Source organism: Phyllobacterium myrsinacearum (assembly GCF_014138285.1).
GTDB classification, from domain to species: domain Bacteria; phylum Pseudomonadota; class Alphaproteobacteria; order Rhizobiales; family Rhizobiaceae; genus Phyllobacterium; species Phyllobacterium myrsinacearum_A.
The window spans coordinates 439,903-456,135 of record NZ_JACGXN010000003.1; the positions used below are offsets into that span (position 1 = coordinate 439,903).

16 protein-coding genes and 3 pseudogenes are annotated in these 16,233 nt (G+C 54.6%); 3 read left to right on the forward strand and 16 right to left on the reverse strand.

From position 1 onward, the window contains the following. Window position 1: 1 nt before the first annotated feature. From FHW16_RS14355 to FHW16_RS29285, 14 genes and pseudogenes are all read right to left on the reverse strand, one after another. Entirely contained in the window at window positions 2–946 is a 945-nt protein-coding gene (locus tag FHW16_RS14355) for an acetamidase/formamidase family protein (RefSeq protein WP_182549871.1), read from the reverse strand. 69 nt (window positions 947–1,015) lie between these two features. Continuing rightward, window positions 1,016–2,635, reverse strand: coding sequence for an ABC transporter substrate-binding protein (locus FHW16_RS14360; RefSeq protein ID WP_182549872.1), 1,620 nt, complete (start codon window positions 2,633–2,635; stop codon window positions 1,016–1,018). 30 nt (window positions 2,636–2,665) lie between these two features. After that, window positions 2,666–3,586 (reverse strand): ABC transporter permease, encoded by a 921-nt coding sequence (locus FHW16_RS14365; protein WP_182549873.1) that lies wholly within the window; start codon window positions 3,584–3,586, stop codon window positions 2,666–2,668. Between the two features lies 1 nt (window position 3,587). Then, window positions 3,588–4,436 carry an ABC transporter permease gene (locus tag FHW16_RS14370; RefSeq protein WP_182549874.1) on the reverse strand — a complete coding sequence of 283 codons (849 nt, stop codon included), beginning with the start codon at window positions 4,434–4,436 and terminating at the stop codon, window positions 3,588–3,590. Continuing rightward, window positions 4,436–5,017: an ANTAR domain-containing response regulator gene (locus tag FHW16_RS14375; RefSeq protein ID WP_182549875.1), complete on the reverse strand. Its 582-nt coding sequence runs from the start codon at window positions 5,015–5,017 to the stop codon at window positions 4,436–4,438. Before FHW16_RS14375 ends, FHW16_RS14370 begins: the two co-directional genes overlap by 1 nt. After that, window positions 5,014–6,150, reverse strand: coding sequence for a transporter substrate-binding domain-containing protein (locus tag FHW16_RS14380; protein ID WP_182549876.1), 1,137 nt, complete (start codon window positions 6,148–6,150; stop codon window positions 5,014–5,016). The genes FHW16_RS14375 and FHW16_RS14380 overlap by 4 nt, the downstream gene beginning before the upstream one ends. Before the next feature lie 591 nt (window positions 6,151–6,741). Next, window positions 6,742–6,948 (reverse strand): annotated as a pseudogene (locus tag FHW16_RS14385) (PIN domain-containing protein); the annotation flags it as partial. Next, the gene (locus FHW16_RS14390) at window positions 6,945–7,178 is read right to left on the reverse strand and encodes an AbrB/MazE/SpoVT family DNA-binding domain-containing protein (protein WP_182549977.1); all 234 of its coding nucleotides are present in this window, start codon (window positions 7,176–7,178) and stop codon (window positions 6,945–6,947) included. The pseudogene FHW16_RS14385 and the gene FHW16_RS14390, both read right to left, overlap by 4 nt. Window positions 7,179–7,382: 204 nt before the next feature. Continuing rightward, window positions 7,383–7,877, reverse strand: a complete 495-nt coding sequence (locus FHW16_RS14395) for a hypothetical protein (protein WP_182549878.1) — start codon at window positions 7,875–7,877, stop codon at window positions 7,383–7,385. Between the two features lie 319 nt (window positions 7,878–8,196). After that, window positions 8,197–8,847, reverse strand: coding sequence for a transcriptional regulator (locus tag FHW16_RS14400; protein ID WP_182549978.1), 651 nt, complete (start codon window positions 8,845–8,847; stop codon window positions 8,197–8,199). Window positions 8,848–9,138: 291 nt separating this feature from the next. After that, window positions 9,139–9,777: a class I SAM-dependent methyltransferase gene (locus FHW16_RS14405; protein WP_182549879.1), complete on the reverse strand. Its 639-nt coding sequence runs from the start codon at window positions 9,775–9,777 to the stop codon at window positions 9,139–9,141. 350 nt (window positions 9,778–10,127) lie between these two features. Then, the gene (locus tag FHW16_RS14410) at window positions 10,128–10,682 is read right to left on the reverse strand and encodes a hypothetical protein (RefSeq protein ID WP_182549880.1); all 555 of its coding nucleotides are present in this window, start codon (window positions 10,680–10,682) and stop codon (window positions 10,128–10,130) included. A 261-nt stretch (window positions 10,683–10,943) separates the two neighbouring features. After that, complete coding sequence (locus FHW16_RS14415) at window positions 10,944–11,204, reverse strand: PIN domain-containing protein (RefSeq protein WP_182549881.1); 261 nt, start codon at window positions 11,202–11,204, stop codon at window positions 10,944–10,946. 13 nt (window positions 11,205–11,217) lie between these two features. Next, window positions 11,218–11,424, reverse strand: a pseudogene (locus FHW16_RS29285) (hypothetical protein); the annotation flags it as partial. Window positions 11,425–11,474: 50 nt separating this feature from the next. Between FHW16_RS29285 and FHW16_RS14425 the strand changes: the two are divergent. Next, window positions 11,475–11,651: pseudogene (locus tag FHW16_RS14425) on the forward strand (IS110 family transposase); the annotation flags it as partial. A 35-nt stretch (window positions 11,652–11,686) separates the two neighbouring features. Here the strand turns inward: FHW16_RS14425 and FHW16_RS14430 are convergent. Beyond that, window positions 11,687–12,619 carry a DMT family transporter gene (locus tag FHW16_RS14430; protein ID WP_182549883.1) on the reverse strand — a complete coding sequence of 311 codons (933 nt, stop codon included), beginning with the start codon at window positions 12,617–12,619 and terminating at the stop codon, window positions 11,687–11,689. A 71-nt stretch (window positions 12,620–12,690) separates the two neighbouring features. Then, window positions 12,691–13,395, reverse strand: coding sequence for an SDR family oxidoreductase (locus FHW16_RS14435; protein ID WP_182549884.1), 705 nt, complete (start codon window positions 13,393–13,395; stop codon window positions 12,691–12,693). Window positions 13,396–13,512: 117 nt separating this feature from the next. Between FHW16_RS14435 and FHW16_RS14440 the strand changes: the two genes are divergently transcribed. Both FHW16_RS14440 and FHW16_RS14445 read left to right on the forward strand, forming a co-directional pair. Continuing rightward, complete coding sequence (locus tag FHW16_RS14440; protein WP_182549885.1) at window positions 13,513–14,394, forward strand: LysR substrate-binding domain-containing protein; 882 nt, start codon at window positions 13,513–13,515, stop codon at window positions 14,392–14,394. 554 nt (window positions 14,395–14,948) lie between these two features. Further along, entirely contained in the window at window positions 14,949–15,347 is a 399-nt protein-coding gene (locus FHW16_RS14445; RefSeq protein WP_182549886.1) for a DUF2809 domain-containing protein, read from the forward strand. The last annotated feature ends 886 nt before the right edge of the window (window positions 15,348–16,233 follow it).

Consider the following 16,233-nt stretch of genomic DNA (forward strand, 5'->3'; position numbering starts at 1 on the left):
GTCACGCGAACACGATCCTGGGGAAGTAGAATGATACAACCCAGTTTGGCGCATCGACGATTTCACTGATGCGCAGATCGCCGCAGACCGAGCAAAGCAGATAGGCATCGACAGCGCTCATGTCATGTTCTTCCCCCAGCAGATCAATCATCCGCATCAGTGCTTCGCGCGCGCCGGTCATCAGGTCCGGTCCGATGCCTGTCGTCACCTCGTAACCCGCGCCATCAAGATGGCGCGTCACCGGCCCGGTGGTGGTGAAACGCGGGCTTTTCAGCCGGGCGTCTTTCACAAGTTCAATGGTGGCTTCGGCTTCCATCTGGCTTTCGATGGCGGTGCCGCACACCTCGCCATCACCCTGCGCCGCGTGCGTATCGCCGATGGAAAACAGCGCCCCGTCGACTTCAACGGGGAGATAAAGCGTGACCCCTGATGTCAGGTCACGGATATCAAGATTGCCGCCAACACGGCGCGGCGGAACGATCGAATGTACGCCCGGTTCTGCCGGGGCAACGCCAATGGTTCCGGCAAAAGGTTTCAATGGCACGCGCCCGCCCGGACCATACAAGGCCGGAGCCATGCTGATCGGATCATAATTCCACATGTGCAGGGCGGGCTCTTTGAACTGATCGGCCAGGAGACCGAAGCCTGGAATGTTCGCCGTCCAGCCTACACCTGATGGGACAAAGCGGCGGATGGTCACTTTCAGCGCATCGCCGGGCTTGGCGCCTTCGACATAGACGGGGCCGGTAACCGGGTTGATCTTGCCGAAATCCAGCGTGCCAAGCATTTCCACCGTCGCACCCTTGCCGAGCTGACCGCCGGAGGAATCCAAACATTCGAAATGAATGGTCTCACCAGCCTTGGCAACCAGCGCCGGTTCAAAATCACGGCTCCAGCCGAAGTGATGTTTGGCACGATGAATGGTATGGGTGCAAACGATGCACATGTCAGATCTCCCGGAAATTGAATGAGGTCCCGGGGGCATGTTCCCCCGGGAAAATGTCAGCGCAATGCGTTATTGTTTTACAAAAATCGCATCGTAATTGATGACGCGGGTCGGATCGACATAGATCTTGTCGGAGCCGCCCATACGCGCCGCCTTGGCAACCACACGACGTTCATTGATGACAGGAATCCACGGGGCATCCGCCATGATGTCGGTGAATATCTTGCCCCATGCGGCGGCGCGGTCGATGGTCTTCGCCGGATCGGACATGGAGTCCGCTGCAACCGCGCGCCTGTCGAGATCGGCATTGCAGTACCATGACCAGTTCCAGCCACCGCTGACAGCACCGGCGCAACCAAGGATTGGTCCGTAGAAGTTTGATGGATCGGGGAAATCGGCAATCCACGCCATGCCGCCGGACCAGATCATCGGGGCTTCGCCTTCGGTGCCGCCTGCGGCAATCACGTTGGACTGGGCCAGCGCGCGCACTTCCGCCTTGACGCCAATGGCCGCCAGATCCTGCTGGATGGCCTGGGCAATACGCGGCTGCGGATCGGTGTTGGTGGAATAGAGCACGGTCTGGAAGCCATCGGGGAAACCGGCTTCCGCCAGAAGCGCTTTGGCCTTGGCCACATCATAGACATAGCCGGTGAAGCTCTTGTCATAGCCCGGCATGGCCGGTGGCAAGGGCTGGTTGGCGGCGGTGGCGCGACCGTTGAGAATACGGGTGATGCGCTCCTTGTTGACGGCCATATTCACCGCCTGACGCACCTTCACATTGTCGAAGGGTTTGATCCTGGTGTTAAGCGTGACATAGCCGGTATGCAACTGTTCGCCATCAACAATCATTTTGGCGCCATCGGGGGAATTCTTGATCTCAAGGAATTTCGCCGGAGGAATGCCATCACCGGCAATATCGACCTCGCCCTTCTGCAGACGCAGCAGAGCGACAAGCGGCTCCTGACCGACTTCGACCGTGAACTTGTCGATATGCGGCATTTCCTTGACGAAGTAATCGGGATTGCGCTCGAACACGAGCCTCTGGCCGATGGTCCACTCCTTCAGAATGAAGGTGCCGGAGCCGACAGGCTTCTTGCCGAAATCGCCGCCCGCCGCCTCAACGGCCTCGTGCGGAACGACCGAAGCAAAGTTGATGGCAAGCACATGCAGGAACGTCGCGTCTGGGCGCGAAAGATGGAAGATGACGGTTGCATCATCCGGCGTTTCGATGCCTTCGAGCGTTGTGGACCTGCCGCCGGACACGTCCTCATAACCCTTGATGGATCCAAAGAAACCCGCACCCGGGCCTTGCGTCTTCGGATTGACCGCGCGCTCGATCGAGTATTTCACATCCGAGGCAATAACCTCACGGCCATTGGTGAATTTCACGCCCTTGCGCAGTTTGAACGTGTAGGTGAGGCCATCCGCCGAGACGTCAAAGGTTTCGGCCAGCGAAGGGATCAGGTCAGGCGTTCCCGGCGTGTAGTCCATCAGCCGGGAGTAGAGGCTCTTGATCATCGACCAGTTGACCCAGTCATAGCCGACTGCCGGATCGAGCGTGGCGATATCGTCCTTATAGGTGATGAGCACGTCGCCGCCCTGTTTCGGCGTTTCCTGTGCCCATACGGGCAATGGCGACAGGGCGAGCACCGTTGCCAGGGTGGTGTTGCGAAGCCAGCGATTTAACATTGTGTTCCCTTTTCTTGTTCTGGTTCAAACTCAACGCGCACGGATGCGCGGATCAATCAGCGGAGCGATGATGTCGGCAAGCAGATTGCCAAGCACGATCGCCAGCGCAGAAACGAGGGTCACGCCCATGATGATGGGGATATCGACCTGCTGGATGGCCTGCCATGCCAGTTGGCCAATGCCGGGCCAGCCATAGACAGCTTCCACCACAACCACGCCGCCCATGAACTGGCCGATATCGATCCCGATCATCGCAATGATAGGAAGAAGCGCGTTGGGCAACGCATGCCGCAGAACGATGCGGGCCGATGACAAGCCCTTGGCGCGCGCCGTGCGCACATAATCCTGATTGAGCACATCGATCATCGCTGAGCGAACCATGCGCGCATACCAGCCTGCGCCGAGAATGCCGAGGGTTGCGGCGGGCAGGACAACATGCGCGGCGCTGCCAAATCCACTCATCGGAAACCAGCCGAGCGTGACGGCAAACACATAAAGCAGCAACAGGGCAACGACGAATTGCGGCGCCGAAACGCCGACGAATGAAGCCATCATCACCACGCGATCGACAGGTCCGCCACGGCGCAATGCGGCGATGATGCCGAGGATCAGTCCCAGCACCACTTCGACGAAAATACCGGCGGCCATCAGGATCAGGGTTGCAGGCAGACGGGCCATGATCAGCGCGCCGACATCTGTCTTTTGTGCATAGGAGCGGCCAAGATTGCCCTGAAGAATACCGTGCAGATAGGTCCAGAACTGCACGGGAAAAGGTTGATCGAGCCCAAGTTCCCGGCGGATATTGGCGACGGTCTGCGCGGTGGCGCTGCGTCCGGCAATCATACGGGCAGGATCTGCGGGCAAGGCATAAAGCAAAAGGAAAGTGATCGCGGCAACGCCCAGCAGGATCAGCGCGGTTTGCAACAGACGGCGCAGAACGAGAAGCAGCATGTCAGCCCCTCCCGCGCTGGGTCGGGTCGAGAATATCGCGCAGCGCATCGCCGACCAGATTGAAGGAAAGGGCTGTCAACAGAATGATCGCACCGGGGAAGAACACCAGCCATGGCGCGGCCTGAAAATAGCTCTGGCTTTCGAAAATGATGTTGCCCCAGGACGGCTGCGGCGGCTGGACGCCGATGCCGAGAAACGACAGCGTCGCCTCAAGCAGCACTGTGGTGGCAATGCCGAGTGTGCCCCAGACAATCGCCGTCGGCATCAGATGCGGCAGGATATGCACGAAGAGAATGCGCAGGTGCCCGGCGCCGAGCGAGCGTTCGGCCAGGATGAAGTCGCGCTCCACCAGCCCGCGCGTTTCCGTATAGACGATGCGCGCCACCTGCACCCAGTTAACCAGCGCAATAACCATGGCAACGATCCACAGGCTCGGGTGCAACAATGCCGCCAGCACAATGGCGAGCAGCAGCGCAGGAAAGGCCATCATCAGATCGGTGAACCGCATCAACAGGCCGCCAACGGCCCCACGCAGATAGCCGGAAAGAACACCGACGAGCAGGCCAATGGCGACGGCAATGCCATTGGCGACAAGTCCGATGACCAGCGACGTGCGTGCCCCAAACAGCAACCGCGAGAACAGATCCCGCCCGAGCGTGTCGGTGCCAAGCAGGAACCGGGTGCTGGGCGGCAATGGTGCGCCTTCAATGGAGAGACCATCGAACATCTGGTTGTCAGGACTATAGGGGGCAATCCATGGTGCGCCGAGCGCCATCAGCACGACGACGGTCACGATGATCAGCCCGAACAATGCCGATGGCTGGCGCAGCATCGTCTTCAGAACGTGCATCAACCGGCCTCCGGCAGCGGTTCTGCACCGGCGAGAATAAGGGCTGCGACCTGCTCCATGGGAAAGCGCCGCTGCATCGCGCAATTGCGCAGGATGCTGTAGGCGTGTTCCTCATCAACTTTGCGCGCCATCATGATTTTCTGCACAGCCGCGTGCACCAGCGGCCGCAGCCGCACACGCTCTTCCAGATGCTGCAAGTGCTTGGCCGCTGCGGCCCTTTCCTCATGGATGGCAACAGCCATGACCAGGGCAGGATAGACCGCCGACGTTGCCACAGGCTTGGCGATGATTGCGCCCGCGCCCTGTTGCATTGCCCAGGCAATACGGCCAGGCGCTTCGGAACCCAGCAGGGCAACAACAGGCAGAGATGCTTTGCCGTCATTCCATGGCAGAAGGTCATCCCAACCCTGATCAGCATCAATGAGCACAATATCCGGCAGTTCGTGCGCGCCGAGCGGCTGCCATTGCACGCAAACCGTCAGGCCCAGCAGCTTGAGCTGGCGGGTCAGGCGTTCGGTTGTTGCCTCCGGGCGATGCAGGATCGTGGCATGCCAGCCGGTAAAATTGGGGGTCTCTCTCATGAAACGATCCGCAATCTGACGGGCATTTTGGTGCGGCGCCGAGTGAGGTACGGATCGGCTGCTATAGCCGCCTGTGAATTGACGATGTCAAACCCGTTGTCATCATTGATCCGGCCGAGGTGGAACGGCAATGCCATGTGATTGGTGTCAGGATCGATCTTCACCGGGCCGTATACGGTCGACAGCAATGTGCCCGACACCAGACGGCGCACGGTTTGCGGATCGTCCGTTCCGGCGGAGATAATCGTTTCGGCGCATAGCTTGGCCGCCGTATAGGCACTGGCAAAGATGTTGGAGAAGTGACGATCCGGGCCGAAATGTTCGGAGGCGTGCAACTTGAAAGCGAGATTCTCAGGCGAAACCAGACTATCGAAATAAGCAGCCACGGACAGATGCCCCGTAGCAACCCCAGCACCAATCTCGTCCAGCTCACATTCCGAGAGGTCGCAACTGACGACGGGGCAATTTTCCGGCAGGAAGGCAGGATCGCGCTCACCGAGTTCTCGGAATGCCCGAAGAAACGCATAACTCGCCGGGCCAATCAGATTATTGAGGACAAAGCTGGGCTGTCGCTGCTCGATATCGAGAATGATGCGCTCGACAGCAGTTTCTTCGAGCGGAAGATAGCGCTCGCCGAGCACCTCACCGCCAGCATTGTTGATCAGCTCGCGCGCAAGCCGGTTCATCTCCCATCCCCAAACATAATTGGCGCCGACAAGATAGGGCCGACGACCATAACGCGGCAGGAGGTAATCGAACAGCGGCAGCAGATGCTGGTTGGGACAAGCGCCTGTATAGATGACGTTCTCGTTGGCCTCGAACCCCTCATAGGGGCACATATACCAGAGCAGGCCGTCATGTTTTTCCACGAGCGGAATGACTTCCTTGCGGGCGATGGAAGTGATGGTTCCGACGATATGGCGGCAACCGGACTCGCGCAGCATCGAGCGCGCACCTTCGAGATAATCCGGTATGTGTCCCTGCGGATCGATATAGACCGCTTCAACGGTGCCGGGATGCGCAGCCTCTATTTCTTCCATGGCAAATTCGGCGCCGTCACGGCTGTCGCGGCCAATAGCGGCGTAAGGGCCGGTCGTCGAATAAAGAATCCCAATTTTGACTGCGTCGCCCATTTATCCCCCAAAACCAAAAGCCCCATGACGCAGCGCCCATCGAAGATGGGGCGTCATGGGGCCAAACTGCCCGTCGACTATCGAAGTCATGTGGATGCAGCTGAGTCTTTGCTCAATCTGCAGGCACGATTAAAATACGTGCAGCCACCCTTGTCAAGCAGGGGCCATGACAAGATTCCCACCAAATCATACGCCAAACAGGACATATGTAGAACTACGAATAAATCCGTAGGTTTGTCTGATCAGCCGGACTTCTGTTGAATGAGATCAGCGCAGGCGAACACAGCGTTTATCCGCAAACAAAGGCCTTATCTGTGTTTGATTGAGGGGATGAAAAGAACCCCATCCCGCCTCTGGCCAGTCTTACTGCAGCACACGGCTTGAAACCCTGTCGCCAGCTACTCGGCCCATTCGAATGTCACCGGCCCCAAATCTGCCCCGAGCCCCCTGAATAGCACTACTCAAGCGATCGCTTCAACTTGTGCTCTGCGTTATCTGGGCCGTCTCCTAGATTGCACTGTGGTATAAGATACACCCAAAAAATGCCGCAGTGGCGAGTTTATACAAATATGGAAGTCGTTAGAAAAAGATTGGCTGAACTTCAAGACCTGCAGCATCAACAAATGCGTCAAGTTCCTCAATAGTCTTGTAACGCACTGCCAGCTCGGCGTAGACGATATTGTTAATTAACAGCGGGCCGCGCAACGAAGCGGTTTCCAGTTGTGCAATCGACCAATCCGCCCGATTTGGGTCATCTGTAACAAGATCAAGCAGCACGTTCGTATCAATAAGGGTCATCCTTCATCGCGCGTGAGCGCCATGATCGCGTCCGTATTAAGCCCCTCTCCAGCATGACCGCGCAGATTGTTAAATCGGCTCTTCGGCTGATGTCTGTCAGCACGAGTAATCACAACGCTTCCGTTGCTGGCTCTATGAAAATCGATTTTACTGCCAGGTACGATTCCAAGAAAATCACGCACTGGCTTGGGAATGGTCACTTGCCCCTTTGTCGTCACGGTAGTTGTCATTTCTGCCTCGGTAATAATCGCTCCACAGAAGGTAATGCCTTTGAGGCACGGTTTCAAATATTTCTCCCTGCTTCAACAGCAGACTATTGCCAATCCGCAACTCATCTCGCGTATTATCGCTACACAACTCGAGGCAATACACCCCATTTGCGCTGCCCTATCGGTCAGAACGTAAATTGCGTCCGCGTCTCAGCTAAACAGAGATTATTTCAGCTTGAATGAATCCGCGCTGCACGCATCGAGTGAGTTGGGATTATATTTGTGCCAGTCGTTGATGCTCAACATGCCAACGCGAACGGTCCCTTCGCCAATACTATCGCTTGAATCCTTGATAGTGACCCACCGGACCGGCTTGTCACAAAAGCCGTTCTTGCCTTTGTTGAGAGAGAAAAACTCATCGGCGTTCAGCACCTCATAAACGTCTCCGCTGAATTCCGTATCACTATCATTATCGCTTTTCCGCTCGCCCGAATATCGTAGCTTCATTCCCCCTTTCAATAAGGAAAAGTGTGCTGATGTGTGGCTCAGCTTCATCGTTTCTCCCAGCGTTGCCGAAGTGCCGTTCGACACTGCAAAATAGGTGCGGGAGCTGTCAGTTGGCATTGCTTTCCCGCCTGATTGAGCGACGGCACCATGTGCCATGAACGCACTCAGCGAAGCTGCAGCAAATAAGCTTGTCAAATGTCGGTTCAGTTTCATGGACGTCCCTCTTTAACGTTGCAGGTGTGTATTTTTGCATAGTGTTATAGCGAGTGGTCCGGTAGAACGAAACGGGGCAACCAATTCGATGCTTAAAATACTCTTATGATGCACAAGCGCACCAAGTCCTTCTTCCCCTCCAAAGATGAGGTCAGGGGGCTTTCTTCATAAGAATTGCGTTGAACCGTGTGGACATTATTCAAACGGGCTTGAGCAATGGGAATTGAAAACATCAGATGTCCCGAGAGATCGGATGCTATGGACCGCATGAACTGCGCTTCTGTGAAAGTGCCGTGGTCGGCTGCAACGGCTTTGCCGATCAACCGAGGTTGAGCCGCTTTCGCAGATCGGCATTTTCAGCACGCAGCTTCTCAGCCAGCAGCTTGCGCAGCCTTTGGTTTTCCTCTTCCAGTTGCCGAAGTTCGGCGATCTCATCAATTCCAGCCGTCGACGATGCCGTCACTGCTTGCACAGCGTTCGGGGTGCGTTTGATATAGGCGCGTTTGGCGCTGCTCCCACCGTGTTCAGACCTGGGCTTACGTCCCCTATTCTGTTTTCCCGCTGCCGATGCTGTGGCAACTTCGCCGGACATCGTTTCATCGGCTACCTTCCTGGCACGAGGTTTGCGCTGCTTCCTGGGTACATCGGGCCCCGCGGCAGCCGGCGCTCCAGCATCAAGCGTCGTGTCTTCCTCGTCGGCCATTTTTATCTCCTGTAAATCTACTGCAGTTGTCAGCTGTCCGACCAGCGGTGTCAATAATGACCCGGCTTGTTCTTCTCCGGACAAAGACACCTCGGCATCAACGCTACTATCCTGAGTGCCCCCTTGCAAAAAGGGTATTGCCTCTTCCTGCAGATCTTGTGCAACAGCCTTGAGATTTAGATTTCCCCAAATCGCGTTCGATTTGGATTCAGGTTTTCGCCGACTCGATTTGTACTCGATGGCAAAACCGCGTTGTACTTTTTTCACTTTACGAGACCTTGGGTGTCTGTCCGGATGTTTCGGCGACGTCTTCAGCATCGCAACAAGTCCTGCAGATAACAATTCCGGCGCCGAAGGTCCAGCCTCATTGCGATGAACCTCCCCGCATGAGCGCCTTCCGTCAGCTAGCTCATCGATGATTGAACAAAATAATCGCAGTAAAATTAAACCACAAACGCCTTGAACCGAAACCAACGGCTGACACCGTAGTTAGCTGCCCAATGCCCTTAAAACCAGGGCAACCATGGCAAGCCCCGCTCACGACCTGTTCTTTTCACGTCATCTCTTGCGCGCCACTATATAAGGACGATTGTCGTTGCCATTGGTTGAGTGAATTTCAGAGGCAAGAATATCGAAGCCTGCAGCACTTATTAATTGTGCGAGATCAGATGCGCGGAAGATACCGGCATAGGGTGCCATGCCGATCGCACGCATAGCGGGCAGCAGGGCAAGACGGATGAGTGGATTCATCTCTCCAACGCATGGGGTCTTGGAAATAAACAACCCCTCCGTCGCAAGCAATGTGTGGATGCGTAACAGCGTGCCGGGCAGGTCACGGACGAGATGGAGATAGTTGAATCCCAGAACTGCGTTGTACGGCCGGTCTTCGGGCAAAAGCCCCTCTGCCGTCGCGATGCGGAAGGCGAGCGACGGAATCGGATTGGCGACCACCTTCTCTGCAGCAATCGTTATCATCGCTCCGGAAATATCTGTCGCGAGATAAGTTTTCACAACATCTGCGAGCCGGAGTGCGGTTGTACCTGTTCCGCAACCCAGCTCCAAAACCCGGTCGTTAGGCCGCAACAGAGCTCGGGTTCTAGACAGCGTGTGCTCGTATGCGGTCTGATCCGCAATTTTGCTGACCGCATACCTTCGTGAACTCCTGTCCCAGAAACGGGTGTCATTTGCTATGCTCATGGTCAACTTTCCTCTTTCAGCCACCGGAACAATCAAAACGGATGATGTTGACTCCGTTGAAGCCATTCAATCCCACGTGTGATGGTTCTGTCGCAAACTTTGATACACAACGCGGATATGACGGGGTGCCCCATAGTCTAGCCGTCGCAAGCCAGGATTTGAAATTGTTCTTTGAGGCTCGGCTGAGGATTGAAGGTGTATCTGCCTGTCGCTACGCATCATGTCGAGCAATTCGAAATGACGGCCTTTGAACATCTGATGCTCCAAAACTCGCTAGTAAGGAGTATCGCCCACGACGATTACAATTTTTTGCGACAGAACAGCCGGAGGGGGCCGATTATCAAACCCGATCACTTGATGATCTTGGGCAATATCAGTTTTTCGAAGCTGGCAGCCAGGTTTTTGACTTCAGACTCGCTGTTTGCCAGCAGGCGGAAATGAACCGCCCGTGCGCCAGTACTGAAGCCATAGGTCATTGTGTGGACGGTTTTGCCCTCGGCCTCATATAGCTGCCAACCCGGCACATTCCTGTATTTGATGCTTTGCACGGGCGTACAATTGCTCGCAGCGCTCTTGATCCGATGGCATTCCCGGATGAGTGCAAGTCTTAGCAGTGCAGCCGGTTGCTGGCTTGACAATTCCGGTCGACTTCCTCCGGTCATTCCATAAATGGAAAGCTGACGCCAGAACGCAGATTTGAGTCTACATGACAAATAGATACTTTGTGCTTCACTCTCCCGCTCACAACCGCTGGACCTGAAAGGACCGGGGATCGGTATTTGCAGCGAGATCTTGCTGAAATCCTGGATGATCGTGCCTGCTTTTGCGGCAAAGACGGCTGTACCCAGCGCGATACAGCTCAATGTCGCGACTTGCGCGATACGTGCAAATCCGAGTTTTATCATGTCCCCTCACCGTCCGATACTGGATAGACAATTCCGTCAGACTACCGAACTTACCAGTCCGCTGGATGCATTCAGAAATTCTACTGCATCGAAGCTTGCATCAGTAGAGCAACCTGCTCAGTCATTTGCAACTGAAAGTGTGAGTATCTCCGGAACAGTCCGCCGCCGAATCTCGACATAACTTCCTAATGCGAGGGATGAACGCTTTATCTTCCCAGCCTGCTTGTACAACGGCCAAACTCTTCAGCTATGGTTGGAATCTCAGTGGTTGCTTTCCGGAAGCCAATCCTCTGCAATCAAACCTTCCACCCTCGTAAACTCCCGCAGATTGCCGGTAATGACCATCAGGCCAGCGCTTCGCGCGTGGCCAGCTATCAGCAAATCATAGCCCCCTATCGGCAACCGTTTCCGTTCCAATACAGCGCGGATATTGGCAGCATGGGCCGCCGCTGCTTCGTCAAACGGCAATACAGCCAGTCGGGCAGCAAAGCTTTCAACCAATGATCTATTCTTGGCGGGCATAGCATGAACTCGATCAAAACCGCATTGCGATTTTTGTATTAAAGCCGTGGCGTATTACACCACCTTCACCAAGGGTCGTTGTATATCCAAGTCCGAAACTCAGCCCCTGATCGAACACAGCATCAACGCCAAAACCCAAGCGAACGGCATTGCGTAGCGCCACATCGCTTGCAAGACGAAACGAAGGACCTCCCGTCCAATCAATATAGTTCAGGCTGGCATCGCTTTCGCCCGAGAGATCATACCGCCATTCCGCCTTGAGATTGGGACTACATGCCCGCTCTCGTTGCGGCCCGCTTTAACCCCGACCTCAGGGAAAAGTATCAGCACCTCATTGCATCGGGCAAGCCCGCCAAAATCGCCATAGTCGCGGTTATGCGCAAGCTTCTCGTCACCGCCAATGCGCTCGTCAAAGCCGATCGCATGTGGGTCGAAAAACATGCTTGATCACAACGGAAACTAATCGCATGCCGTTACTGCCCTCAGGTTGATATTCTGGCCGGCTGCACTGCTGTCAGAGGACCGTCTGGCGATGGCGGAACTGGCCTGCGTTTTCCAGTCTGAATCAAAACGACACCACCGAATATCATCGCCAGAGGGACCAATTCCCAGACCGTAACCTCCTCGCCAACGCATGCGCCGATGATGACGGCGACAACTGGTGCGATATAGGTTGCGCCGGATGCCTTCACGGGTCCGAGCTTTGCAATAATGAAGTAGTAGATCAGGAACGTGCCGCCCGTACCCACCATCCCGAGGCCGATTATGGCGCCGAAAGTTGCATGCAAGGATGTCGTCACGTTGCCGATTCCGCTAAAGTCTGTAACGAGCAGAAGGGTGAGTACGGCAAGTCCGCACTGCCATGTCGCCAGTGCCAACGGAGGCAGGTTGAGCGGAGAAAGGAACTTACGCGCATAGACAAAGGAACAGCCAATGCTAAGCGTTCCACCGAGCATCCAGAGAGTGCCTTGCAGAGAAGTACCGGAAGTGCCGTCCCAAGGGCGGGCACTGAGGGCGATGCCGACAAATCCGAGCGCAACTCCCATAGCCATTTGCCCTGTAGGTCGTTCTTCTCGAAGAAACAGCAAGGTTGCAAAGAAAGTGAACAGAGGTATCGATCCACTCAGCATGCCTGCAACGCTTGTCGGAAGCAGCGCAGTACCCGCGACGAAACAATAGTAATAAAGCGTCGTCGCCAACAGCGACATGATGATGAAATGCGGCAGGTGTTCTAGTTGCGCGCGGCTAATGACCTTCGCTTTCCACGCCATCAATGCCAACGGCAGGAAACCGAAGAGCACGCGGATGAAAACGACCTGCATGGGGGAAATCAGCGCCGTCGCCCATTTCATATAGATGAAGTTGGTTCCCCAGATGAGGCCGAGTGTGACGAGTGCGGCATAAGCGCGAAACATGGCTTGCTCTTTTCTGGAATGAAAAAGTCGCGCCCTTGCGGGTGGACCTCCAAATAGCAGATGCTGGTAGATCAGACTGAACGCATCAGGCCGCCATCGACCTTGAGGCTTTGTCCGGTGATATAACTGGCCGCATCGGATGCCAGGAAGGCGATAGTTGCCGCCACCTCTGCACTCGTTCCATAACGGCCCATTGGTACGCCGACGCGGCGCTCCTCTACTTCCGGCAAGCTATCGATCCAGCCCGGCAGTACATTGTTGATCCGAATGCCTTCGGCAGCATAGGTATCCGCATAAATCTTTGTGAAGGCAGCAAGACCGGCGCGAAAAACGGCGGACGTTGGAAACATCGGTGTCGGCTCAAACACCCACGCAGTCGATATATTGACAATCGAACCGGATCCTTGAGCCTGCATGATCGGAGTTACCAGCCGTGCCGCACGAACAACGTTCAGGAAGTATGTGTCCATACCTAAGTACCACTGTTCATCAGTGATCTCGTTGATCGGCGCACGAGGACCATGCCCGGCGCTGTTGACCAGCACATCGATGCGGCCCCACCTCTCGACCGTCGTATCAACGAGCCGTTTGATGTCATCATTATTCTGGTTCGAACCTGTGATGCCGATGCCGCCCAATTCTTTTGCCAGCGCTTCGCCCTTGCCGGAAGAAGAAAGGATCGACACCTTGTACCCGTCGGCCGCAAGACGTTTTGCCGCCTCGGCACCCATGCCGCTACCGCCAGCCGTAACTACAGCTACCTTTTCTACTGACATCGCCATCATTCCCTTCAAAAACTCATACCAATTGCTCAACCATTGGGCTTCATGTATCATTTGAATTGACGAATACCGAACCAGTTATCCTCAAATTTGACAGTAGAAAAACTATCGATGGTGAACCCAATCGGGAAACTTCCACCTTTGAATGGCCTCAGAGCCTTCGAAGTCTCGGCTCGGCATCTGAACTTTAGGCTGGCGGCAGAGGAACTGGGGGTGACGCAAGGAGCTGTTGCCCAGCACGTTCGAGGACTTGAAGCCGAACTGGGGTTAGCCCTCTTCGAACGCCTACCGAAATCACTCGCGCTAACAGGAGAAGGACGAGCTTATATTGCAGACATCCGCAGAGCGTTTGAACTGATCGCAAACGCGACCACCAAGTTGAGGCCGCAGCCCGTTAAGCTGACCGTCAGCACCACACCGACTTTTGCGTCAAAGTGGCTGATACCCCGTCTGCCGGATTTCAGAGCCAAGCACCCCGATCTCGATCTTCATATTCTTGCAACGGATCGAATCTCGAGCTTCCAGTCAGACGGCGTCGATCTTGCGATCCGCTATGGAAACCCTCCATTTGGCACAGCGCTTGCCGCTGAGCTTCTATTCGATCAGGAAATTATTCCCGTTTGTAACCCTTCACTTATTGCCATCGGCGCTGAGCCCCATGACGGGAAGGCACTCTCGCAGTACACGCTCCTTCATGATACCCATAACTTCTGGCCGGAATACATCGACCGGTTTCTTGGATTCAGCGATCCCGCATTGTTTCGCAGTATCAGTTTCTCGCAGACCTCCCATGCAATCGAAGCTGCTATAGCAGGCCAGGGCATCGCGATGGCAACGCTTGCATTCGTCTCTGCGGATATCCGGGCAGGCAGACTTAGACAGGTGTTCGACGGCGTCCTCCTTGCCCAAAGTGGCTTCTATTGCGTGCGACCGCGATATCGCAAGTCAGACGCAGTCGACAAACTGCAGGATTGGATGACGAGCCAACCTTGAAAAGCTCACAGCTGAAATACCTGAGAAAGCAATTTATGGACTGTTCGTGTTGATTTTAAGCTCAAATTGAACCACTTTTTCATTTCGCCGTGATCCATCAACCTTTCATATATCCTTTATAATTCAAGCCTGTAAGGGGAATGATCATGGTTAGGCGCGAATGGAAAGGCGGATCAATTTTTGCGCGAAACGAACAGCCAAAAGGACTTACAATCACCGGAACATGATAATGCTGGCTCTTGTCTTGAATGCGAAAACCACCGGTATCTCAGGAAAAAAGCTTTGTCATTTCGATCAGCGAAAGCCGTCATATTGAAGGTGAGCTATTATATGCCCGCGACGCTCTCGAATCCCCCGGTGTGGTTATAAAATGCGTCAGACAGCCATGTGTACAAAATAGAAAGTCGTTAGAAAACGATCAGATCATAGCAACGGTTTCACGGTCTGGCCTTGGAGACGATGATTTAGAGCGTTCGGACGAAGCTGATCGATCCAAGTGCCACGGGTCTGTTGGATGATAGACATAGAAACTTGATCAGATTAGACAACGGAAGATGAAAACACACTTTGATCGCATATCATTTTTAATAGCCATCCTTCTATTTGGTGTCCTTGCCTTGTTGGCGACGCTGGGAGCGCAACTAGGGTGGATCCGCAGCTGGGCTGGCGATGTACTAGCCGTTATCTGGGTATACTTCATATTCAAAGCTGCTTTGGAAACGCGGCCTGTGTATCTGGCATTTGCTGCATTTGGGTTGGCCGCTTCAGTCGAGCTCACACAGTATTTTATGGTGCACTTTGGTGTTCATATTTCTAATCCAACGCTGCGCATTGTCATTGGAGCCACGCCTGATTGGCATGACATGCTAGCCTATGCGTGCGGCACAATGATTGTCATATTCGGTGAACTGGCGTCCGGAGTTGCATGGCGCGCAAGAATGGTTGAACGTTAGATGCAGGCATAGGCGGGACACTGCAAATAAAAGTCACGTATTCTCGTCAACCAGTGGTGCTGTTGCCGGCATGAGAAAGCTGGCACGGCAGAAGCGCAAAGGCCATAGACAAGTGTTCGTTTGAAAATGCCGATAACAGGCAGTTTTCGGTAGTTTCGATTAGAGACAATAAGTCCACAATTGCTCATTCAGGCGTTTGAATTCAGCGATGTACAAATGGCTGCCTTGAACCAACCCGAACCGTAGACCCAGATATCTATACCTCTTCCAGGATGCATGCGGTTAAGATGATGGCGTTGCTGTATGCCCCTGCAACCGACAATGCAGCTCGCTCCCATCGTTTGGCCCTTACCGCTGAGTTTGGACTCGCCCAAATAACGTCCTGTGGGGCCGCTGATCTACAGCTGGCGTTAAACAGGCGTAGTTCTTCGTCTGCTTGACAAGCGTCCATCCCCGCCTGGGGAGATTCACGTTCAACGTAAGGGAAGTTACGAGTATTCTTGCCGACTAACGGCGACGGCTCCCATCCTGTGCGTTCTGTGCGACGCGAGGTAGTCGATGATGTCTTTTATTTTTAAAAGGGGGGCCAATAATGTTCCTGACTGCGAACATGCTCTTAACCTAATTTGCCTTAGGTGAATTCACCCGGATCTCCCAACGGCTCTTCCCGATCGTCAAGCTATAAGATTAGCTTAATATGAAAATTACGACAGCGAAAATGGCCATAGCTGAAAGAATGGGAATCAGTAGCATCACTAACATGGTGCGATCTATGGAAAGTCGCCCTTTCTTGTCCATACTCACATAGGCAAATGTGCCAAGCACGAACGCCACCACCGCGGTGACAAAGGCCAAAATGATGTGTTCAAGGGTAAACAATGACGCC